16 protein-coding genes are annotated in these 22995 nt (G+C 65.4%); 13 read left to right on the forward strand and 3 right to left on the reverse strand.

Annotation, left to right across the window (positions count from 1 at the left end; all coding sequences use genetic code 11):
* From cysN to IEV83_RS00260, 9 genes are all read left to right on the forward strand, one after another.
* A complete protein-coding gene (cysN, locus tag IEV83_RS00220; RefSeq protein ID WP_181758260.1) occupies positions 1-1887 on the forward strand; it encodes a sulfate adenylyltransferase subunit CysN in 1887 nt (628 codons plus the stop codon).
* Positions 1888-2096: 209 nt separating this feature from the next.
* Complete coding sequence (locus IEV83_RS00225; RefSeq protein WP_181758261.1) at positions 2097-2933, forward strand: class I SAM-dependent methyltransferase; 837 nt, start codon at positions 2097-2099, stop codon at positions 2931-2933.
* 174 nt (positions 2934-3107) lie between these two features.
* The gene (locus IEV83_RS00230; RefSeq protein WP_181758262.1) at positions 3108-4553 is read left to right on the forward strand and encodes a mannose-1-phosphate guanylyltransferase/mannose-6-phosphate isomerase; all 1446 of its coding nucleotides are present in this window, start codon (positions 3108-3110) and stop codon (positions 4551-4553) included.
* A 119-nt stretch (positions 4554-4672) separates the two neighbouring features.
* Complete coding sequence (locus IEV83_RS00235; protein WP_181758263.1) at positions 4673-6172, forward strand: phosphomannomutase/phosphoglucomutase; 1500 nt, start codon at positions 4673-4675, stop codon at positions 6170-6172.
* Positions 6173-6216: 44 nt separating this feature from the next.
* On the forward strand, positions 6217-7404 hold the full coding sequence (locus IEV83_RS00240; protein WP_244628010.1) for an AGE family epimerase/isomerase: 1188 nt from the start codon (positions 6217-6219) through the stop codon (positions 7402-7404).
* 204 nt (positions 7405-7608) lie between these two features.
* Positions 7609-8922, forward strand: coding sequence for a nucleotide sugar dehydrogenase (locus IEV83_RS00245; protein WP_181758264.1), 1314 nt, complete (start codon positions 7609-7611; stop codon positions 8920-8922).
* A 140-nt stretch (positions 8923-9062) separates the two neighbouring features.
* On the forward strand, positions 9063-12200 hold the full coding sequence (gene ileS, locus IEV83_RS00250; protein WP_181758265.1) for an isoleucine--tRNA ligase: 3138 nt from the start codon (positions 9063-9065) through the stop codon (positions 12198-12200).
* 93 nt (positions 12201-12293) lie between these two features.
* Positions 12294-12692, forward strand: coding sequence for a Cu(I)-responsive transcriptional regulator (gene cueR, locus IEV83_RS00255; RefSeq protein WP_181758266.1), 399 nt, complete (start codon positions 12294-12296; stop codon positions 12690-12692).
* A 10-nt stretch (positions 12693-12702) separates the two neighbouring features.
* Positions 12703-13137 carry a c-type cytochrome gene (locus tag IEV83_RS00260; protein WP_181758545.1) on the forward strand — a complete coding sequence of 145 codons (435 nt, stop codon included), beginning with the start codon at positions 12703-12705 and terminating at the stop codon, positions 13135-13137.
* 100 nt (positions 13138-13237) lie between these two features.
* On the opposite strand, the gene IEV83_RS00265 is transcribed toward IEV83_RS00260, so the two are convergent.
* A complete protein-coding gene (locus IEV83_RS00265) occupies positions 13238-14566 on the reverse strand; it encodes a DEAD/DEAH box helicase (protein ID WP_181758267.1) in 1329 nt (442 codons plus the stop codon).
* Positions 14567-15344: 778 nt separating this feature from the next.
* Between IEV83_RS00265 and IEV83_RS00270 the strand changes: the two genes are divergently transcribed.
* From IEV83_RS00270 to iolB, 4 genes are read left to right on the forward strand one after another with little or no spacing between them, the layout of a single operon-like run.
* Entirely contained in the window at positions 15345-17276 is a 1932-nt protein-coding gene (locus IEV83_RS00270; protein ID WP_181758268.1) for a bifunctional 5-dehydro-2-deoxygluconokinase/5-dehydro-2-deoxyphosphogluconate aldolase, read from the forward strand.
* On the forward strand, positions 17273-19102 hold the full coding sequence (gene iolD, locus IEV83_RS00275; protein ID WP_181758269.1) for a 3D-(3,5/4)-trihydroxycyclohexane-1,2-dione acylhydrolase (decyclizing): 1830 nt from the start codon (positions 17273-17275) through the stop codon (positions 19100-19102). The genes IEV83_RS00270 and iolD overlap by 4 nt, the downstream gene beginning before the upstream one ends.
* A 25-nt stretch (positions 19103-19127) precedes the next feature.
* Positions 19128-20045 (forward strand): myo-inosose-2 dehydratase, encoded by a 918-nt coding sequence (gene iolE, locus IEV83_RS00280; RefSeq protein ID WP_181758270.1) that lies wholly within the window; start codon positions 19128-19130, stop codon positions 20043-20045.
* Positions 20045-20845 (forward strand): 5-deoxy-glucuronate isomerase, encoded by an 801-nt coding sequence (iolB, locus tag IEV83_RS00285; RefSeq protein ID WP_181758271.1) that lies wholly within the window; start codon positions 20045-20047, stop codon positions 20843-20845. Before iolE ends, iolB begins: the two co-directional genes overlap by 1 nt.
* A 55-nt stretch (positions 20846-20900) precedes the next feature.
* Here the strand turns inward: iolB and adhP are convergent, their stop codons facing one another.
* Together adhP and IEV83_RS00295 are read right to left on the reverse strand one after the other, a co-directional pair.
* Entirely contained in the window at positions 20901-21920 is a 1020-nt protein-coding gene (adhP, locus tag IEV83_RS00290) for an alcohol dehydrogenase AdhP (RefSeq protein ID WP_181758272.1), read from the reverse strand.
* A gap of 138 nt (positions 21921-22058) precedes the next feature.
* Entirely contained in the window at positions 22059-22670 is a 612-nt protein-coding gene (locus IEV83_RS00295; RefSeq protein ID WP_181758273.1) for a HupE/UreJ family protein, read from the reverse strand.
* Positions 22671-22995: the final 325 nt, after the last annotated feature.

The raw sequence follows: 22995 nt of genomic DNA on the forward strand, positions 1-22995 counted from the left end.
ATGAACCAGCTGCCTTCGATTTCCGCGCCGGTCGTCGATTACCTGGAAAGCCACGAGCAGAAGGGTCTGCTGCGGTTCCTGACCTGCGGCAGCGTCGATGATGGAAAATCCACGCTGATCGGTCGCCTGCTGCATGACAGCAAGCGGGTGTTCGAGGACCAACTCGCTGCCCTTCGTTCCGACTCGCGCAAGCACGGCACGCAAGGGGAGGAGATCGACTTCGCTCTTCTGGTCGATGGGTTGGAGGCGGAGCGCGAGCAGGGCATCACCATCGACGTTGCCTACCGGTTTTTCGCTACCGATCACCGCAAGTTCATCGTTGCCGATACGCCGGGCCATGAGCAATACACCCGCAACATGGCGACCGGCGCTTCGACCTCCGACCTCGCCGTGATCCTTGTGGATGCGCGCAAGGGCATCTTGCAGCAGACCCGGCGCCATTCCTTCATCGTCTCGCTGCTTGGCATTCGCCACGTGGTGGTCGCGGTCAACAAGATGGATCTGATCGACTTCGACGCGGATCGGTTCGCGGAGATCGAGACCGGGTATCGCGCTTTTGCCGAAAGCTTCGGCTTCGACACGCTGCAGGTGATCCCGATTTCGGCGCTTCAGGGCGACAACATCGTTGAGCGTTCGCCGCAGATGCCTTGGTACGCAGGGCCGACGCTGCTCGGCCATCTCAACGAGATCGATGTGTCGAGCGACGATGCGGGCCAGCCGTTCCGCATGCCGGTGCAGTGGATCAACCGGCCGGACCTGGATTTCCGCGGCTATTGCGGCACCATCGTCAGCGGCCGCATCTGCCCCGGTGATCCGGTTGCGGTGGCCGCCTCCGGCCAGCACACCCGTATTGCCCGGATCGTCACCATGGATGGCGACGTGGAGGAAGCCCAGAGCGGTGATGCGGTGACCCTCACGCTGGCCGATGAGGTCGATGCCTCGCGCGGCGATGTGATCTGCGATCCGAAGGCGCGGCCGGAAATCGCCGACCGGTTTTCCGCCCATCTCATCTGGATGGGGGACCAGAAGCTGGTGCCGGGGCGCACCTATGCGGTCAAGGCAGGCAAGCAGTCGGCCACCGGTGTCGTCTCGCGGATCGGCCACCGGATCGACGTCAACACCTTTGCCCAGGACGAGGTCGACAGCCTGTCGCTCAACGAGATCGGATTTTGCAATCTGGCCCTGTCGGCGCCGATTGCCTTCGATCCGTATGAGGTCAACCGGGAGATGGGATCCTTCATCCTGATCGACCGGATGACCAATCAGACCGTGGCGGCCGGGGTGATCTGGCGCAGCCTGCGTTCGGCGGACAACATTCACCGCCAGGCGGTCGATGTGGACAAGCAGTCACGGGCGATCCTGACCGGGCAGAAGCCGGTGGCGCTGTGGTTCACCGGCCTGTCGGGGGCGGGCAAGTCGACCATCGCCAATCTGGTGGAGCGCAAGCTGCACGCCAGGGGGCGGCTGACCTATCTGCTTGATGGGGACAACCTGCGCCACGGCCTTAACCAGGATCTCGGTTTCTCCGACGCCGACCGGGTTGAGAACATTCGCCGGGTTGGCGAGATGGCGAAGCTGTTCGTCGATGCCGGACTGATTTCGCTGGTCTCCTTCATCTCGCCCTTCCGTTCCGACCGCCAGCTTGCGCGCAAGCTGTTCGAGGAGGGGGAGTTCGTAGAGATCCATGTTGCGGCCCCGCTTGAGGTTGCCGAGGCGCGGGATCCGAAGGGGCTTTATCAGAAGGCCCGCGAAGGGAAGATCCGCAACTTTACCGGCATCGACAGCCCGTATGAGCCGCCCGAGGCAGCGGAACTGGTGCTCGATACCGTGGCCCGGGATGCCGAGGCGTTGGCTGATGAGGTGATCCGCTATCTCGGTCTGGACTGATCGGTCTTGCCCCCTTCCTGTGTTCGAACACCGGAAGGGGGCACTGCCGCAGGGATCTGAAAGGAGGCGCGCCGCTCGCACGGAGCGAGATGCGGGGTGGGAAGCGTCCCGCCTGTCTAGGCAAGGCCGGACGAATTGAATAAGGAGAGGGTGCGACTTTTTGAAAATTGTTGGCCATCATCTGACCGCCCGGCCCTGACGGAGTTCTCATGTCAGCTCTTTACGAAATGAAGCGGCGCTTCCAGAGGAAGCTGCCGAAAGCCTGGCAGCACCGGTTTCAGGAGGCAATCTACGTTCTGCTTTATCGGGTCTCTCCGGCCCGGAAACAAAATTTCTTCAACAGCGGCTATGCGCCGGCCCTGGCTGAGCTTGAAGCCATGCCGCCGTTTGACCGCGAGCCGCTTCAGGCAACGCTCTACGATGTGGTGCTGCGGCAGCTCGTCGACGATATTCCCGGCGCGCGCGGCACGATTCTCGACATCGGCTGCGGTCTCGGAGGCGGGATCCGGCTTGCCTCCGTGCGCTATCCAGAAAGCAAGGTGACCGGGGTCGACATCAATGCGACCGCCGTCAAGGTCTGCCGCAAGCGGATGAAGGACTTGTCGAACGTCACGGTCACCCTTGGCAATGGCCGGGCCCTGCCGCTGCCCGATGCGGCCTTCGATTTCATCTTCAGTGTCGGCGCGGCAAGCTACATCTCCCTGCCGGAGTTTTTGCAGGAAGCTTCCCGGGTGCTGAAGCCCGGTGGAACGCTGTCCTTTTCGGTCGGCTATACGGATGCGCAGTTCGAGCAGCATCGGCAGATGGTCGAGAACCAGGCCCGCAAGGCCGGGCTCACCCTGCGCCGGGCTGTTGACATCACCGAAAACGTGTTCGCGGCAATCGCCGAGGATACGCCCCGTCGTCAGGCCCTGATCGACCGGGTGCCCTGGCCGTTCCGTGGCTACGCCCTGAACTGGGCCGATATGCCAGGGACGCCGCGCTACCAGGAATATGCCGATGGGCGCCGGCTCGATTACGCTGTGGTCTGCACCAAGGATGCCTGAGTGGCGCCATACTGATCTCGCATGAGGTCGGCCGCGCGTCGCCCTTGTGGGATAGGCCTTCAAGGAAAAACGCGTTAACGTCCTTGCAGGACCGTGGGGTTATATCCATGGTCAAGCACATCCTGTGGCTGCGGCGCCGCCCGCCGCGCGGATTGTGCAGCGAGACAACTCGGCATGAGGGTGCCCGTGATCATTCCCTGTATTCTGTCCGGCGGCGCCGGATCCCGCCTTTGGCCCCTGTCGCGGTCTTTGCGTCCGAAACAGTTCCTGCCGATTTTCGATGGCGAAAGCCTGTTCCAGAAGACCTTGCGGCGGTTTCCCGCCGGAGAGTTCGCCGCGCCGATCGTCATAGCCAATGCCAATCATCGGTTCCTCGTCGGCGAGCAGATGGGCGAGGTGTCCGCCGCTAACGGGGAAGGAGCCATCGTGCTTGAACCCGTCGGGCGCAACACGGCTGCCCCGGTGGCCATTGCCGCCTTGCGTGCGGCCGAAGCGGATCCGGATGCGCTGGTGCTGATCGCCCCGTCCGATCACCTGGTGCGCGATGGGGACCGGTTCCGCGAGGCGGTCCGCGCGGCCAAGCCTGCGGCGCAGGCTGGAAAGATCGTCACCTTCGGCATTCAGCCGTCGGAACCGCACACCGGCTATGGCTATATCCGGCTGGCTGGGGCAGCGGGCGGAGTGCGGCCGGTCGAGGCCTTTGTCGAGAAGCCGGATCTTGCCCGTGCGGAAGCCTTCCTCAAGGACGGCAACTATGTCTGGAATGCCGGGATCTTCCTGTTCAGTGCCCGCACCATGATCGCCGAATTCGAGCAGCACAGCCCGGAGATCCTTGCCAGCGTGCGCCGTGCCCTTGACGCGGCAACCAACGATCTCGATTTCCTGCGGCTCGATGCCGATCTCTTCCGCGCCGTGCCGGATATTTCCATCGACTACGCCATCATGGAAAAGACCGATCGGGTTGCTTGCGTGCCGATGGATCCGGGCTGGAACGACCTGGGGTCCTGGTCCGCGGTCTGGGAGACTTTTGACAAGAGCGCGGAAGGAAACGGTTCCCTTGGTGAGGCGATCTACATCGAAAGCCGTGACAATCTGGTGGTCAGCGATGCCGCGTTGGTGTCGGTGGTCGGCCTGGATAACGTAATGGTGGTGGCCACCAAGGATGCGGTGCTGGTCGCCGCCAAGGACCGGGCGCAGGACGTCAAGGAAGTGGTGGAGCGCCTGAAGGTGAACGACCGGCGCGAGGTGCGCGAGCACCGGCGGGTCTACCGGCCCTGGGGTTGGCGCGAGGAGATCGCCACCGGCGACCGGTTCCACGTGCAGGAGATCGAGATCCAGCCCGGCGGCGCCATGTCGGAACAAAGTCATGTCAACCGCGCCGAGCATTGGGTCGTGGTGTCCGGCACGCTGGAGATCACCCTTGACGGTGAGGCGCGCCTGATGACGGAAAATCAGTCGGCCTATGCGCCGGTCGGAACCCGGCACCGGCTGGCAAATCCGGGGCGCGTGCCCGCCCGCGTCATTGAAATACAATCCGGCGCCTATATCGGAGACGATGATATCGTTCGCTACAGCGATGCGGACGTGCTTGGCGCCGAGGGCGACTGCGGGTGGGACTGACGCCGCCGCCCGGCTCCGGGTCGACGTACACAAGAGATATCCGTTTCCGCCAGTCGGGAGCGAACCAGAACCATTGCGCAAGCAGCCGTGGCTGCACACAGAACACTTGAGGGGTTTTCATGTTTCCGCTGCCCGTCGCCCAGCTTCTCCCCAACACGCCCGAATTTGAATCGCACCCGATGGTCAAGCCGACCGGCTTCCGCGAATATGACGCCAGATGGTTGTTCGAGAAGGAAATCAACCTGATGGGCATTCAGGCCCTCGGGATGGGTGTCGCCACCTTGATGCACGAGCGCGGAACCCGGCCGGATATCGTCGTCGGTCATGATTTCCGCAGCTATTCCGCCTCGATCAAGATGGCGCTGATCACCGGGCTGATGGCTGGTGGCGTGCGCGTGCATGACATTGGCCTGGCCCTGTCGCCGATGGCCTATTTCGCCCAGTTCGCGCTCGATGTTCCGGCGGTTGCCATGGTCACCGCCTCGCATAACGACAACGGCTGGACCGGCGTCAAGATGGGCATCGATCGGCCGCTGACCTTCGGGCCGGATGAAATGACGCGGCTGAAGGAGTTGGTGCTGACCGCCACCTTCAAGCCTGCCGAAGGAGGGGCCTACCGGTTCGTGGAGAATTTCGCGGATGTCTATATCAGGGACCTGACCGATCGGGCGAAGCTGTCGCGGCCGATCAAAGTGGTCGCGGCCTGCGGCAATGGCACGGCAGGTGCCTTCGCGCCGAAGGTGCTGGAGGCGCTGGGCGCGGAGGTGGTGCCGCTCGACTGTGAGCTGGACCACAGCTTCCCGCGCTACAATCCGAACCCTGAAGACATGAAGATGCTGCACGCCCTGCGTGACAAGGTGCTGGAGGTGGGCGCGGAAGTCGGCCTCGGCTTCGATGGCGATGGTGACCGCTGCGGCGTGGTCGACAACGAGGGCGAGGAGATCTTCGCTGACAAGGTTGGGGTGATGCTGGCGCGCGATCTGTCGGCGCTGCACCCCGAAAGCCGCTTTGTGGTCGATGTGAAATCCACCGGCCTGTTCGCCACCGATCCGGTGTTGCAGGCCAATGGCGCGGTGACCGAGTACTGGAAGACCGGCCATTCCTACATGAAGCGCCGGGTGAATGAGCTGGGCGCGCTGGTCGGGTTCGAGAAGTCCGGCCACTACTTCTTCAACGGGCCGATCGGCCGGGGCTACGACGACGGGCTGGTGTCGGCGATTGCCGTCCTCGACATGCTCGACCGCAACCCGGATCGCAGCATGGCGGACCTCCGCCGTGCCCTGCCGAAGACCTGGGGCTCGCCGACCATGTCGCCCCATTGCGACGACGAGATCAAATACCAGGTGGTGGACCGGGTGATTGCCCGCTTCCAGGAGATGCAGGCCAGGGGCGAGCGGCTTGCCGGTCAGGCGATCAGCGATCTGGTGACCGTCAATGGCGTACGGGTCGTCAGCGAGGATGGTACGTGGGGCCTCGTGCGGGCCTCCTCCAACAAGCCGGAGCTGGTGGTCGTGGTGGAAAGCCCGGCCTCCGAAGCGCGGCTGAAGGAGATGTTTCACGCGGTCGACGCGGTGCTTCGGGAGAACCCGGAAGTCGGTGCCTACAACCAGACCATCTGACGGTTTGGTTCCCGGATTTTTCCGGGAAGAGGGGGAGACAGACCATGAGCGCACAGAATGCGATGGCACTCGCAACATCCCGGGACCGGCTGCTGACCTGGCTGCGGGAGGCGGCCCTGCCGGTCTGGGCGGTGGCGGGGTTCGACCCGCAAACCGGGCGCTTCGCTGAAAAGCTAGACCTGGCCACCGCGACCGATACCGGCGCCGTGTCCCGTCCGCGTGTGCCGCCGCGCCAGATCTTTGCCTTCCTGGTCGGTCGCGATCTGGGGTGGAGCGGCCCGGCGGGCGAGATCGCCTGCAAGGGGCTTATCGGCTTCCTGCGCGATTTCGAAGCGCCGGATGGGACGATCCGCCTTCGAACTGCATCCGGGGGCGACGGAGAGGGGAGCTTCGATCTCTACGACCAGAGCTTCGCCCTTCTGGCCTATGCCCACCTCGCGGCAGCCCTGCCCGAATTGCGGGACGAGATGGAACAGCGCGCCGGCTGGCTGGCGGCTAGGCTCTGCGAGCACTATGCCCATGCGGAGGCCGGTTTCGAGGAGGATGTACCGCGCCGTCTGCCGTTGCGGGCCAACCCGCATATGCATCTGTTCGAGGCGGCCCGCGCCTGGGAAGCGGTCAGCGACAATCCGGCCTGGGAGGAGATGGCCGATGAAATCGCGGAGCTGGCGCTTTCTCGGTTCATCTCCCCGGTGACCGGGGCCTTGCGCGAATTCTTCGATGGCGACTGGCAACCGATGCCCGGCGCCGAGGGACGGGTGGTGGAGCCCGGCCACCAGTTCGAATGGGCGTGGCTCCTGACCGGCTGGGCGCGGGCGCGCGGGCGGACGGACGCGCTCGCGGCGGCGCGGGCGCTTTATGTGATTGGCCGCGATCATGGCATCTGCCCGCAGCGGCAGGTCGCGTTTTTCTCATTGACCAACGATCTTCAGCCGCTGGAAACCCATGCCCGCCTGTGGTCGCAGACCGAGTGGTTGAAGGCGGCGCTGATCCAGGCCGAGGAAGCCGCTTCAGGGCCGGAGCGGTCGGCCTGTCTCACCGACGCGCAGCGCGCCATCGCCGCGTTGGAACGGTTTCTCGCCGTTAAGACGGAGGGGCTCTGGTTCGACCGTATCTCGCCCGACGGCAAGATCGTCGCCGAACCGGCACCGGCGTCCTCGCTCTATCACATCGTCGGTGCCATCGCTGAGCTGGACAGGGTGGTACAGGTACTCGACCAGGCGAACGGCTGACCGACGTGTCGGCAAGCGCTGGCGCGAACCGGTGAAAAATACCGCCAGGAGCGGATCGAACCCGTGCGCTCCCTTGCCCCGGCCGTGCCGGCGTGCCAAACGAGTGGCCTCAGCACGTTGACGGTGCCGCCGGTGATGCGCAGGTCGATCCCCTCCCTGCACCGGGGCCTGGGAATTTTGACGGAACACGACATGAATGCGGACATGACAGGAAACGCCGCGCTTGCCGGTCTGACGGCGCGCATGGCAGACCGGACCGCGCGGATCGGCATCATCGGCCTTGGCTATGTCGGTCTGCCACTGGCGCTGCGCTTCAGCGAGATCGGCTATTCGGTCGTCGGCTTCGACGTCGATCCGGGCAAGGTGACCGATCTCAACGCCCGGCAGGGCTACACCCGCTATGTCGGAAATCGCACCGAGGAGGTGCGCTTCGCCAGCCCCTTCGTCGCCACCGACGATTTCGCGCTTTCCGCCGAGTGCGATGCGCTGGTCCTCTGTGTGCCGACGCCGCTCGGCAAATACCACGACCCGGACATCGGCTATATTCTCGACGCAGCCCGCAGCATTCGGCCGCATCTGCGTTCCGGGCAGGTGGTGGCGCTGGAAAGCACCACTTATCCCGGCACCACCGAGGAAGACATGCTGCCGGAGCTGATGCGCCCGGATCTGGAAGTGGGCCGGGATGTGTTCGTCGTCTACTCGCCGGAGCGCGAGGACCCGGGCAACGCTCAGTTCGACATTCGCCGCATCCCGAAGGTGGTGAGCGGCGTCACGCCCGCCTGTCTGGCGGCGGCTCAGGCGCTCTACGGGCCGGCGGTCGATACGCTGGTGCCGGTGGCCTCCACCCGGGTGGCGGAGATGACCAAGCTCTTGGAGAACATCCACCGGGCGGTCAACATCGGCCTTGTCAACGAGATGAAGACCCTGGCCGACCGCATGGGCATCGACATTTTCGATGTCATCCGCGCGGCGGCGACCAAGCCCTTCGGCTTTACCGCCTTCTACCCCGGGCCAGGGGTTGGCGGGCACTGCATTCCGGTCGATCCGTTCTACCTGACCTGGAAGGCGCGCGAGTACGGGCTGCACACCCGCTTCATCGAACTGGCGGGAGAGATCAACCGCTACATGCCCGATTTCATCGTCGAGAAGCTGATGGATGCGCTGAACGGCGCACGCAAGCCCCTGAACGGGGCGCGGGTGCTGGTGCTCGGTGCCTCCTTCAAGAAGAACATCGACGATGTGCGGGAATCGCCCAGCCTGCTGGTGATCGAGCGCATCCTGGCCAAGGGGGGCGAGGTGATCCTCGCCGACCCTTATGTTTCCGAACTGACGCTGGAGGATGGCCGGGTGCTGACGCCGGTCGCCGCCGATGCGGCCACCGTTGCCGGCTGCGATGCGGTGGTGATCGCCACCGACCACGATGCCTTCGACTACGAGATGATCGGCCGCGAAGCGGCGCTGATCGTCGATACGCGCGGCCGGTTCCCGGCCAGCGATCCGAAGGTGACACGCGCCTGATGCCTGCCGGCTATTCCAGCGGCGGTTTTGACAGGTGACGATTGTTTTTTTGCCGCCGGTCGGCTAACCCACCGGTTCGGCCGTTTGCGGTCGAAATCGGCGCCCCGGCGGGGGGCGAACAACAAGACGGGACGTTCCTGATGTACGAGGCCATCGATCCAACCCCCAATTTTCCGAAGCTGGAGGAAGACATCCTCAAGTTCTGGGAAGAAAACCGGATTTTCGAGGCTTCGGTGGAGCAGCGGCGCAAAGAGGGCGCCGGCGAGTACATCTTCTACGATGGACCTCCCTTCGCCAACGGCCTGCCGCACTACGGGCATCTGGCCACCGGCTTCGTCAAGGATCTGGTCCCGCGCTATCGGACCATGCGCGGCGATTGCGTCGAGCGCCGCTTCGGCTGGGACTGCCACGGCCTGCCGGCGGAGCTGACCTCGGAAAAGGAACTGGGCATCTCGGGCCGCAACGAGATCCTTGAATACGGCATCGGCAAATTCAACGCCCATTGCTCCGTCTCGGTGATGCGCTTCACCAACGAGTGGGAATATTACGTCAACCGGCAGGGGCGCTGGGTCGACTTCGAGAACGATTACAAGACGATGAACCTTTCCTTCATGGAAAGCGTCATCTGGGGCTTCAAGCAGCTCTGGGACAAGGGGCTCGTTTATCGCGGCTATCGCGTGGTGCCCTATTCCTGGGCGGTGCAGACGCCGCTGTCGAATTTCGAGACCCGGCTCGACAATGCCTATCGCGAGCGCCAGGATCCGGCGCTGACTGTCGGTTTCCTCTTGACCGATGAGCGTTTCGCCGAGGTCCCGACCCGGATCCTCGCCTGGACGACGACACCGTGGACCCTGCCGTCGAACCTGGCGCTGGCGGTGTCGCCCGACCTTGCCTATGCGGTGATGGAATCGGATGGCGAGCGGGTGATCCTTGCCGAGGCCGCGCTGGAGCGTTACGAGCGCGAGTTCGCCGAGTGGACCCGCGTTGGCACCTTTACCGGTGCCGAACTGGCCGGTGCGCCCTACGAGCCGCTGTTCCCGTATTTCGCCGGCACGGAAAACGCCTTCCAGGTTTTGGCCGCCGAGTTTGTCGAGGCGGGCGACGGCACGGGCTGCGTGCATATCGCGCCGGGCTTCGGTGAGGATGACTTCGAACTGGCCCGGGACCGGAACATTCCGCTGGTGGTGCCGGTGGACGAGGCCGGCAAGTTCACCGCCGAGGTGAAGGATTACGTCGGTCAGAACGTGATCGAGGCCAACAAGGACATCATTCGCGACCTGAAGGCGCGTAAGGTGGTCTACCGGCACGAGACCTACCTGCACGATTATCCGCATTGCTGGCGGACCGATACGCCGCTGATCTACAAGGCGATCGATGCCTGGTATGTGGCGGTCTCCACCTTCAAAGACCGTATGGTCGAGCTCAACCGCGAGATCGACTGGGTGCCGGAGCATGTGCGCGACGGCCAGTTCGGCAAGTGGCTGGAGAACGCCCGCGACTGGAACATCTCCCGCAATCGCTTCTGGGGCTGCCCGATCCCTGTCTGGGTCAGCGACAATCCCGATTTCCCGCGCATGGATGTCTACGGCTCACTGGATGAGATCGAGGCGGACTTCGGCGTGCGTCCCGACGACCTGCACCGGCCGATGATCGATGAACTGGTGCGGCCGAACCCGGATGACCCGAGCGGCAAGACGATGATGCGCCGGGTGCCGGAAGTGCTCGATGTGTGGTTCGATTCCGGCTCCATGCCCTTCGCCCAGGTGCATTACCCGTTCGAGAACAAGGAGCGGTTCGAGCAGAACTTCCCGGCCGACTTCATCGTCGAATACGTCGCCCAGACCCGTGGCTGGTTCTACACGCTGATGGTGCTGTCCACGGCGATCTTCGATCAGGCGCCGTTCCGCAATGCGGTCTGCCATGGCGTTGTTCTGGACGAGGACAAGCAGAAGCTTTCCAAGCGGCTGCAGAACTATCCGGACCCGGTCGGGGTGTTCAACACCTACGGCGCCGACGCGCTGCGCTGGTACATGCTGTCCTCGCCGCTGCTGGTCGGCGGTGACCTTGCCGTTGCCAAGGACGGGCGCGGCATTGCCCAGTCCCTGCGCCAGGCGATCATCCCGATCTGGAGCGCCTATTACTTCTTCACGCTCTACGCCAATGCCGATGGCTACAAGGCCGAGATTCGCTTCGACCAGAAGGGGCTGCTCGACCGCTACATTCTCGCCAAGACGCGGGAGCTGATCGAGAAGATCGAGGGCGCACTCGACGCCTATGACATTCCGGCCGCCTATGCGGTGGTGCCGGGCTACATCGACGCGCTCAACAACTGGTACATCCGGCGCAGTCGTTCCCGGTTCTGGACCGAGACGACGGATGAGGACAAGCGCGACGCGCTCGACACGCTCTACACGGTCTTGACCCATCTGACGCGCACCCTGGCGCCGATGATGCCCTTCGTCAGCGAGCGGATCTACAAGGGGCTGACCGGCGAGCTTTCCGTGCATCTGGCCGACTGGCCGGAGGCCGAAGCGCTGCCGCATGATCCGGTGCTCGTGCGCCGCATGGACCTGATCCGCGAGATCTGCGCCAGCGTCATGTCTCTGCGCGAGGCCAAGCGTCTGCGCGCCCGGTTGCCGCTGAAGACCCTGACCATCGCCCATGCGGAGATCGAGGAGCTGCGGCCCTACGCCTCGCTGATCGCCGATGAGGTCAACGTCAAGGAAGTGGTGCTGAAAAGCGATCCGCTTTCGGTCGGCGAACATAGCCTTGTGGTCAAGCCGCAGATCGGCAAGCGCCTCGGCAAGAAGATGAAGGAGGTGATGATCGCCTCCAAGTCCGGCAACTGGACCCTGCGGCCCGACGGCATCGTCGAGCTTGCCGGCATCGAGCTGCCGCCGGAGGACTACACCATGCGGGTAATGGCGACCGAAGGGGCGGATACCGGCCTGTTCGACGCCAGCCGCGGTGTGGTGGTGATGGACACACGCCTTTATCCGGAGCTGGAGCGTGAGGGGCTTGCCCGCGATCTGGTGCGCCTGATCCAGCAGACCCGCAAGGATGGCGACTTCAACGTCACCGACCGCATTCGGCTCAATCTCACCGTGCCGGACAGCCTGGTGCAGGCGGTCGAGGAGCATCGGGAGCGGATCGCCGGCGACACGCTGGCGCTGGAGCTGACCGTTGGCGAGCCCTTCGAGGGCGGCTACCGGGCGAACCACGCTCTGTCTGGCGCTGATGTGGTCATCGAAATGGCGCGGATTGACGGCGCGAACTGACGAAAACGCCCCGGTCCGATAGGGTCGGGGCGCTTGACCTTCCTGTAGCTGGATGGTTCACCTTGACCTCGAAGCAACGCGACGAGGCGGACCATGAACATCGGTGCTGCGGCGGAACGGTCGAACCTTCCCGCAAAAACCATTCGCTACTACGAAGAGATCGCGCTGGTCACCCCGACCCGCGCGGCCAATGGCTATCGCGACTACAGCGATAAGGACGTGCACCGGCTGCGGTTCCTGCAGCGGTCCCGCAGCCTTGGCTTCACCATCGACGAATGCCGGGCGCTGTTGTCGCTCTACGACAACGAGCAGCGCGCGAGCGCCGATGTGAAGGCGGTGGCGATGGAAAAGATCGGCGAAGTCGAACGCAAGATCGCCGAATTGCAAGCCATGAAGAAGGTGCTGACGCGGCTCGCCGAAAGCTGCCACGGCGATGCGCGGCCCGATTGCCCGATCCTCGACGATCTGGCCGGCGCGGATCCGCTGGCATGACGGGGGCGAGATGACCGGAAAAGGCAAGGTCCTGGCGCTGCTCGCGGTGCTTGCCGTTGGCATTGCCGGTGTTCTGCTCTTTCGCGGCGGCGAGGCTCCGCCGTCCGCGCCCGGCGCTGGTGGTGCGGCGCTTGCGAGTGTGAAGGTGCCAACCCGTCTGTCCGACGTGGAGCGGGCCGGGGAGGGGCTGTTTGCGGCCAATTGCGCCACCTGCCACGGGGTGAACGCTGCCGGGCGAGACGGGCAGGGGCCGCCGTTGGTGCACAAGATCTACGAGCCGAGCCACCATGCCGATGGCGCGTTCTTCCTCGCCGCCACGCGCGGCGTGCGCCAGCATCACTGGACCTTTGGCGACATGGCCCCGGTGCCGGGCGTAAGCCAGACCGATGTGGCGGCGATTGTCGCCTATGTCCGCGCCTTGCAGCGGGAAAACGGCATCTTCTGAAGGCTTTGAGGATGACCACAAGGCGGGCAAATGAAAACGCCGGCGCGAGGGGCGCCGGCGTTTTCGTGTCGGTATTGGCCCAAAAGGCCGATCCAGGCCGTCAGCCGGTATGCGCCGAATCGAACCGGCGCTGCCGGCCGCGATAGCCGCCTTCGGACCCGGAGGGGCGATCCTCGCGCTTCGGGCGCTTGGGGCCCTGCGGCTTGCCGCGGTAACCGCGCGGCTTGCCATTGGCGCCGGCATCACCCTCGGCCCGGGGCTTGAACGGCCGCCGGGAGGGCTTGCGCCCCTTGGAGGGCATCGGGCCATCGTCTTCGCGCTCGACCAGCGTCTTGCCGATCAGCTTTTCGATGTCGCGCAGGAACGGCCGCTCGCTGCGGTCGCAGAAGGAGACGGCAAAGCCGCTCTTGCCCGCGCGCGCCGTCCGGCCAATGCGGTGGACGTAGGATTCCGGCACATTCGGCAGTTCGAAATTCACCACATGCGACACGCCGTCCACGTCGATGCCGCGCGCGGCGATATCGGTGGCGACGAGCACCGGGGTGCGGCCGGAGCGGAAGGCATCGAGCGCGCGCTGGCGCTGACCCTGGCTCTTGTTGCCGTGGATTGCGGCGGAGGAGAAGCCGGCCCGCTCAAGATGCTGGGCCACCTTGTCGGCGCCATGCTTGGTGCGGGTGAAGACGATCGCCCGTTCCATGTCTTCGGTCTTGAGCACGTCGACCAGCGCCTGGCGCTTGGCGTCACGCTCGATCAGCAGAACCTTCTGCTCGATCCGATCGATCGGCTTGGAGGCCGGGGCGACGGCAATTTCCTGCGGATTGCGCAGGAAGTCGTCGGCCAGCGCGCGGATCGGCCTGGGCATGGTCGCGGACAGCAGCACGGTCTGGCGCTCTGCCGGCAGGGCGGCGAGGATCTTGCGGATCGCCGGCAGGAAGCCGAGATCCAGCATGTGGTCGGCCTCGTCGAGGACGATGGTCGTGGTCTGGTCGAGCCGCACCGCGCCGGTCGACATGTGGTCGAGCAGGCGGCCCGGGGTGGCGACGACGATGTCGATGCCACGGGCAAGATTGCGGATCTGCGGCATCGGCCGGGCGCCGCCAACGACGACGGTCGACGAATGGCGCACCTTCTGGCCATAGGCGCGGATGCTGTCGGCGATCTGCGCTGCCAGTTCGCGGGTCGGCGCGAGAATCAGCGAGCTGCAGGTCTTGGGCTGCGGACGGCCCTTCTGCTGGCACACGCGATGAAGCAGCGGCAGCACGAAAGAAGCGGTCTTGCCGGTGCCGGTCTGGGCAAGGCCCAGAACGTCGCTGCCGGACAGGATCGCGGGAATGCCCTGTGCCTGGATCGGCGTCGGCGAAGTATAGCCTTCGGCCGCAACGGCTTTCAGGATCGGCTCGGCGAGGCCGAGATCAGAAAAAGTGGTCAAGTCGAATCCTTGCTATGTCGCCGCGCGCCAGGCGAATGCCGGCGCAGGGCGAGTGCGAGCGTTGTCGATAAAGGGAGCTTGCGCAGATCAGCTGCCTTGGTCATGCGCTTCCCGGAGGAGGCGGCTTTCTCGGGCAACGATCGGATCAGGAAAGTTGCTGGGCCTGAAGGCGCCGTGAACGGTCGGACCGTCTCTCCACGCAGCGCTGGCACAAGCCGTAGACCACATAAAGGTGTGCGGTGCAACGAAAATCGTGTGCGCCGCATATCAGCCCCGCCCTGGCCGGGGGACTGCCGGAGATTGGCGGATGGCGTAGATACGGGGAGCGTCTACGTTATGAATGGAATGAATATTCCAAAACGTGGCGGCGATGACAGGTCCGGAGCCTGGGCGCTGGCGGGGCGGGCGGTGTGGCGGTTTGCGAGGCTGCCTGTCGCCGACCGGCGCTCTCTGCTATGTCTTCGTTTTGCAAAGAAAAAATCACATATTTGAGCTTTGTTCAGTCTATTCCAGCGGGAGCACGGCCGTGCTCTTACCTGACCTTCGTGGGCAAATGGAAGGGGGTGCCGAGCAGTCTCCGAGGCGGAGACTTGCGGCGGAATCCCATTGGTGGGCCGGAAGAAAGGCGAAAATCCGGTTGCGAGCAGTTGAAATGGAATTTATGTTCCGTTTTGAGCGTGCCTGATGGCCGTGGCGGATTGGCGGGTGCTGTCAGGCGGTGCGGGTCGGTCTCGTGAATGGATGTGACAGGGAGTCGGAATGTCATGGTGGGAAACTCGTGAAGACGCTGGATGTGATCACCATCGGCCGCGCCTCCGTTGATCTTTACGGGGCGCAGGTGGGCGGCCGGCTGGAGGACATGCGCTCCTTCGGCAAGTATATCGGCGGCTCGCCGACCAACATGGCGGCCGGTACCGCGCGGCTCGGCCTGAAATCGGCGCTGATCACCCGGGTTGGTGATGAGCACATGGGCCGGTTCATCCGCGAGCAGTTGCAGCGCGAAGGGGTCGATGTCACCGGCGTCGTCACCGATCCGGAGCGGCTGACCGCGCTGGTGCTGCTCGGCATTCGCGACCAGGAGCAGTTTCCGCTGATCTTCTATCGCGACAATTGCGCCGACATGGCCCTGTGCGAAGATGACATCGACGCGGCCTTCATCGCTTCGGCCCGCGCGGTGGTCGCCACCGGCACCCATCTGTCCCATCCCCGGACGGAAGCGGCGGTGCTGAAGGCGCTGCGTCTGGCCCGCGACAGCGGCGCGCGCACGGCACTAGACATCGATTACCGACCGAATCTCTGGGGGCTTGCCGGCCATGATGCCGGGGAAAGCCGGTTCATCGCTTCGCCCGAGGTCACCGCCAAACTGCAATCGACCCTGCCGCTGTTCGACCTGATCGTCGGCACGGAGGAGGAATTCCACATTGCCGGCGGCAGCACCGACACGCTGGCGGCGCTGCGCGCGGTGCGCGCCGTGACGGCGGCGACACTGGTGTGCAAGCGCGGGCCCATGGGGGCGGTGGCCTTCACCGGTGCGATTCCCGACGATCTCGATGCGGGCACAACCGGTCCGGGCTTTCCCATTGAGGTGTTCAACGTGCTCGGCGCCGGCGATGGCTTCATGTCCGGCCTGCTCAAGGGCTGGCTCGGCGACGAGGATTGGGAGACCGCGCTCACCTATGCCAATGCCTGCGGCGCGCTGGCCGTGTCGCGCCATGGCTGCGCGCCGTCCTATCCGAGCTGGGAGGAGTTGCGGTTCTTCCTGGAGCGCGGGGGGCGCGTGCCCGCGCTGCGTCACGACGCGGCGCTGGAGCAGGTGCACTGGTCGACCAACCGGCGTGGCGATTGGCCCGAGATGCGGGTGTTTGCCTTCGATCACCGCAAGCAGCTTGAGGATCTGGCCGAGGAAGTCGGCGCGGATCCCAAGCGGATTGCTGCCTTCAAGCGGCTGTGTCTGGCCGCAGCGCTGGCGGTGAAGGGCGACCGGGACGGGTACGGCATTCTTTGCGATGGCCGGCTCGGGCCGCAGGCGCTTTATGATGCCGCCGGCACCGGTCTGTGGATCGGCCGGCCGGTGGAGCGGCCCGGCTCGCGCCCGCTGGAGTTGGAAATCGGCCCGGACTATGGCTCGGATCTTGCCGAATGGCCGGCGGAGCATGTGGTCAAGGTGCTGTGCTTCTATCATCCGGACGATACGCTGGAGATGAAGCACCAGCAGGAAGAGCGTGTCGTCCGGCTCGCCCGGGCCGCACGCGCCAATGGGCTGGAGCTGTTGCTTGAGGTGATTCCCTCCAAGGTCGGGCCGGTCGGAGACGACACCACCGCAACCGTCATCCAGCGGTTCTATGATCTCGGCGTTTATCCGGACTGGTGGAAGCTTGAGCCGATGACGAGCGCCGCCGGCTGGGAAAAAACCTGCGCCGCGATCTCGCGCAACGATCCGCATGTGCGCGGCATTGTCGTTCTGGGGCTCGATGCGCCGGCAGATCGCCTGCGGGCCGGCTTCGAGGTTGCAGCCGGGTTCGATCTGGTGAAGGGCTTTGCCGTCGGTCGTACGATCTTCGGGCCGAGCGCGCGCAAGTGGCTCGCTGGCGAGATTGACGACGCAGCCGCGGTGCGGGACATGAGCGAAGCCTTCGCCGGGTTGTGCGCGGCCTGGGATGGCGCACGCGCGGCCGCCACGGAGACAGAGACGATGGGAGCCAAGGCATGACGACGATCCGGCTGACCGCCGCGCAGGCGATGGTGCGCTATCTCATCGCCCAGAAGAACGAGGAGGGCGAGCCGCTGATCCCCGGCTGCTGGGCGATCTTCGGTCATGGTAATGTGGCCGGCCTCGGCGAGGCGTTGCAGGCGGCGGGCGAGGCGTTTCCCACCTGGCGTGGCCACAACGAGCAGGGCATGGCCCATGCGGCGATTGCCTATGCCAAGGCGCGCAACCGGCGTCAGGCCATGGCGGTGACCACCTCCATCGGCCCCGGCGCGGCCAACATGGTGACGGCGGCTGCCCTTGCCCATGTCAACCGCCTGCCGGTGCTGCTGGTGCCGGGGGATGTGTTCGCCAACCGCGCGCCGGACCCGGTGTTGCAGCAGGTGGAGGACTTCGAGGACGGCACCGTTTCGGTCAATGACTGTTTTCGCCCGGTCAGCCGTTATTTCGACCGGATCACCCGGCCCGAACAGCTCCTGACGGCGCTGCCCCGCGCCATGGCGACCCTGACCGATCCGGTTGCCTGCGGGCCGGTGACCCTGGCCTTCTGCCAGGATGTGCAGGCCGAGGCCTTCGACTGGCCGGAGAGCTTCTTCGCCCAAAAAACCTGGCGCCGCCGCCGTCCGCGTGCGGATTGGGCGGAGGTGCAGGCGGCCGCCGAGGCGATCCTGGCGGCGAAAGCCCCGCTGATCATCGCCGGGGGCGGGGTGCATTACTCCGGCGCCTGTGCCAGCCTCGCTGCCTTCGCCGAGACCCACGGCATTCCGGTGGCCGAGACCCAGGCGGGCAAATCGGCGCTGCCGGCGGACCATCCCTTGAACCTTGGCGCCATCGGCGTCACCGGGTCGTCCGCCGCCAATGCGGTCGCAGCGGAAGCAGATCTGGTGATCGGCGTCGGCACCCGCTTTCAGGACTTCACCACCGGCTCCTGGGCGCTGTTCCGCAATCCGGACCGGCGCATCCTGTCGATCAATGTCGCCGCCTATGACGCGATGAAGCACGACGCCCTGTCGTTGGTCGCCGATGCTGATGGCGCGCTGAATGAGCTGTCCGCGCTTCTCGGCGATCATGCGGCAACCCCGCCGGCGCCCGCCTTGCGCGCCGAGTGGCTCGACGCCGTGGCGAAGGTGACCGCGCCGCCCGCCGGCAATGCCCTGCCGAGCGATGCCCAGGTGATCGGCGCGGTGCAGCGCGCCAGTGACGAGAACGCCATCGTTCTGGGGGCTGCCGGCGGCCTGCCGGGCGAGCTGCACAAGCTGTGGCAGGCGGGGCGGCCGAACGGCTACCACATGGAATACGGCTTTTCCTGCATGGGCTACGAGATCGCCGGCGGTGTCGGCGCGAAGATGGCCCATCCGGATCGGGACGTGATCGTCATGGTCGGCGACGGCTCCTACATGATGATGAATTCGGAGCTGGCCACCTCGGTGATGCTCGGGGTCAAGCTGATCGTCGTCCTGCTCGACAATCGCGGGTTTGGCTGCATCGACCGTCTGCAGCGGGCGACCGGCGGGGAGAGCTTCAACAACCTGCTCGACACGGCCCGCCATGTGCAGCCGAGCGCCATCGACTTCGCGGCCCATGCCGCGTCGATGAACGCGATCGCGGAAAAGGTCGATGACATCGCCGGGCTGGAGGCGGCGCTGCAACGGGCGCGCGCCTCCGACCGCAGTCATGTGATCGTCATCGACACCGACCCGCGCATCTCCACCGATGCGGGTGGTCACTGGTGGGACGTGGCCGTGCCGGAAGTCTCCGGCCGGACCGAGGTGCGCGCGGCGCGCCAGTCCTACGAACAGGCTCTCACACATCAACGGCCGGCCAACTGACGGCGGCGAGCGGAAAGCGACTGCGATGATCCTTTATGGCACCAACCCGATTGCCTGGTCGAACGATGACGATCAGACCCTCGGCGCCCATATCCCGCTGGAAACCTGCCTGCGTCAGGCGGGCGAGATCGGCTTCGACGGCATCGAGAACGGCCACAAGTTCCCGGCCGACCCGGACGAGCTGCGCGCCGTGCTGGCACCTCATGGCCTGCGGTTCGTCTCCGCCTGGTATTCGCTCAACCTTCTGACCCGCTCGGTCGCGGAGGAGATCCGTGCGATCGAGCCGCATCTTGACCGGATGAAGGCGATGGGCTCGCCGGTCTGCATCGCCTGCGAAACCTCCAACGCGGTGCATGGCGCCGATGACACGCCGGTCAACGACCGGCCCCGGCTCGATCCGCAGCAATTCGCCGCCTTCTGCAAGGATGTGGAGGCGGTCGCCGCCCATTGCGCGGCCGAGGGCGTGCCGCTGGTCTATCATCACCACATGGGCACGGTGGTGGAGAGCGAGGAGGAGATCGACCGGTTCATGGCCGAGACCGGCCCGGCGACCCGTCTTCTGCTCGACACCGGACATGCTTATTTCGGCGGCGGCGACCCGGAGGCGCTGGCCCGCCGGCACATGGGGCGGGTGAGCCACCTGCATGCCAAGAACGTACGGCCCGACATCATGGCCGAGGTGCGCGAACAGGGCCTGAGCTTCCTGGAAGGGGTGCGGCGCGGCGTCTTCACCGTGCCGGGCGATCCGGAAGGGGGCGTGGCCTTCGAACCGGTGCTGCGCATCGCCGCCGAGCATGGCTATTCCGGCTGGCTGGTGATCGAGGCGGAGCAGGACCCGGATCAGCGCGATCCGGTCCACTATCAGTCGATGGGACTTCAGGCCCTGCGGCGCATGGCGCGGGACTGCGGGCTCGACAAGGCCCCGGCAAAGGAGATGAACTGATGGCGGATCTTCTGGTCAGGCCGAACGGCAAGAGCGGCAAGGTGCATGACATCACACCGGAAAGCGCCGGCTGGGGCTATGTAGGCTTCGGGCTCTACCACTTGGCACCGGGCGAGAGCGCGGCCGAGGCGACCGGCGACCGGGAGGCGATCCTGGTGCTGGTCGAGGGGCGGGCGAAGATCGACGCCGGCGGCCAGTCCTTCGGTGAGCTGGGCACCCGCATGAGCGTGTTCGAGCGCAAGGTGCCCGATTGCGTCTATGTGCCGAACGGCAGCAACTGGAGTGCCCGGGCGACCACCGCCTGCACCCTGGCGGTCTGCACCGCTCCGGGCAAGGGCAACCATCCGGTGCGCCGGATCGAGAATATCGGCTTTGAGGAGCGCGGGCGCGGCGCCAACACCCGCTACATCCATCCCATCGCCATGGAAGACAAGGACATCGCCGACAGCCTGTTGGTGACCGAGGTGTTCACCCCCCAGGGCAACTGGTCGTCCTATCCGCCGCACCGGCATGATGAGGATGCCTTTCCGGACATGACCTATCTGGAGGAAACCTACTACCACCGGCTCAATCCGGCGCAGGGTTTCGGCTTCCAGCGGGTCTTTACCGAAGATGGCGCGCTGGACGAGACCATGGCGGTCTCCGATGGCGATGTGGTGCTGGTGCCCAAAGGGCATCACCCCTGCGGCGCGCCCTATGGTTATGAGATGTATTATCTCAACGTGATGGCCGGTCCCTTGCGCAAGTGGCGCTTCCAGAACCATCCGGATCACGACTGGATCACCCGGGCAGAACTTTAGTCCGGGCAAGGAAAGGCCACCGCGTCGGACAGGACGCGGCGGCGTATTTCTCGCCTCAGATTTCCATCACGATCCGTCCATCGATCGTGCCGGCGCGCATCCGGTCGAAGATGGCGTTGATGTTGTCGAGACGGTCGGTGGTGTAATGGGCGGCGACCTTGCCTTCGGCGGCGAATTGCATCGCCTCGGCCAGGTCGTTGCGCGTGCCGACGATGGAGCCGCGAATGGTCTTGCGGTTCAGCACCGTGTCGAAGATCGGCAGCGGGAAGTCGCCTGGCGGCAGGCCGACAAGGCTCATGGTGCCGCCGCGTGCCAGCATGTGAAAGCCCTGGCTGAATGACTTCGGCGAAACGGCGGTGACAAGCACGCCTTCCGCCCCGCCGCCCTTCTGCACCTCTGCCGCGGGATCGGCTTCGAGCGCATTGATCGTCAGGTCGGCGCCGAGATCGCGCGCCAGCGCCAGCTTGTCCTCGGCGATATCGACGGCGATGACGTGAAAGCCCATCGCCTTGGCGTATTGCACCGCCATATGGCCAAGCCCGCCGATGCCGGTGATGACCACGGTCTGGCCGGGCCGGGCCTCGGTTTCCTTCAGGCCCTTGTAGACGGTGACCCCGGCGCACAACACCGGCGCAGCCGGGTTGAACTCCAGCCCGTCGGGCAGATGCCCCACGTAGTCCGGGTCGGCGAGAACGTAATCGGCAAAGCCGCCATTGACGCTGTAGCCGGTGTTCTGCTGGTCGCCGCACAGGGTTTCCCAGCCACCGACGCAGTGCTTGCAGTGGCCGCAGGCCGTGTGCAGCCACGGCACGCCGACCCGGTCGCCTTCCTTGACGGAAGTAACTCCGGCGCCGACGGCGGCCACATGGCCGACGCCCTCATGCCCGGGAATGAACGGCGGCTGCGGCTTGACCGGCCAGTCGCCCTCGGCGGCATGAAGGTCGGTGTGGCACACGCCGCTGGCGGCGATCTTGACAATGATCTTGCCGGGCGCGACCTCCGGCTTGGCGACTTCGGAAATCTGGAGCGGGGCTCCGAATTCCCGGACAACGGCCGCTTTCATGGTGCTTGACATGCTGCCTCCTTCCCACGGTCAGCGATGGACGAGAGAGACCGGGCAGGCCGCATCGGCCCGTCCGGCTGGAAACAGCATAGTCCAGGATCGGTTACCGCGCGTTGCGGAAGATCAACCGCAGGTGCCGAAAGGCGCGGTTCAGGCCCAGATCAGAGCGGCGCCGGCCAGCGCGGTCAGGCCGCCAAGTACCCGGGTGACGGCAAGGCCGGACAGGCCGGACCGTCCGAACAGCACGCCGGCGCCATAGCCGATGGCAAGGCCAGCGCCATGCAGCAGTGCGGTTGCCAGGGCAAAGCCCGCCCCATAGGCAATCTGCGTTGCCGCGCCGATTTCCCCGCCATGGGCATGGCCATGGAACAGGGCGAAGGCGGCCACGATCACCGCGCAAGGTCCGACCGGCAGACGGACGGCGAGGGCGGCGAGCAGGCCGATGGCGACCACCGAAGCGAGAATCGCCGGCTCAACGAACGGGAGCGGCACGCCGGCGATGGCGAGCACGAAGCCAGCGAGCATTGCGCCGACAAAGGCGGCCGGAACGCCGAGCAGCGCCTTGCCGCCGATCTGCCAGGCCCAGAGGCCGACAGCGACCATGGCCAGGATGTGATCGGCACCGAACATCGGATGGGAGAAGCCGGCGGCGAAGGAGCCGTGCTCGCCGGGGTTGAGATGGGCGAGCGCCGGGGTGGCGCCGGTGGCAAGCGCCGCGCTCGCGGCGGTCAGGGCAAGCGCGGGGCGCAGATATCTGGTCATTCGGTGATCCTTGTCTATCAGTCGATCGAGCGCCCCGGAGTGGGTCGCGCCTTGAATTGCCGGCTCCCTCCGCTGGGGCGAAGGGCACGGGTCCGGCGGCCGCGATGCTATGATTGGCGACCGCGTGCCGACAAGCTCAAATATTGATCTTTACCGATCTTTCGGTGCGCTTTCGCCGTGCTGCACGCCGGGCTTGTGATCTTGCCGGTGATCCCTTGCACTGGGGAGATCGTCATGCGCTTGATATTTTTTGCGTTGCACAATGAAAGGGCGGCGGCAATACTCGGCACACGTGCTGCGGTCATCGCCCGGGGGCGCATACCCT

The sequence above is a fragment of the Stappia taiwanensis genome (assembly GCF_014635285.1).
GTDB classification, from domain to species: Bacteria; Pseudomonadota; Alphaproteobacteria; order Rhizobiales; family Stappiaceae; genus Stappia; species Stappia taiwanensis.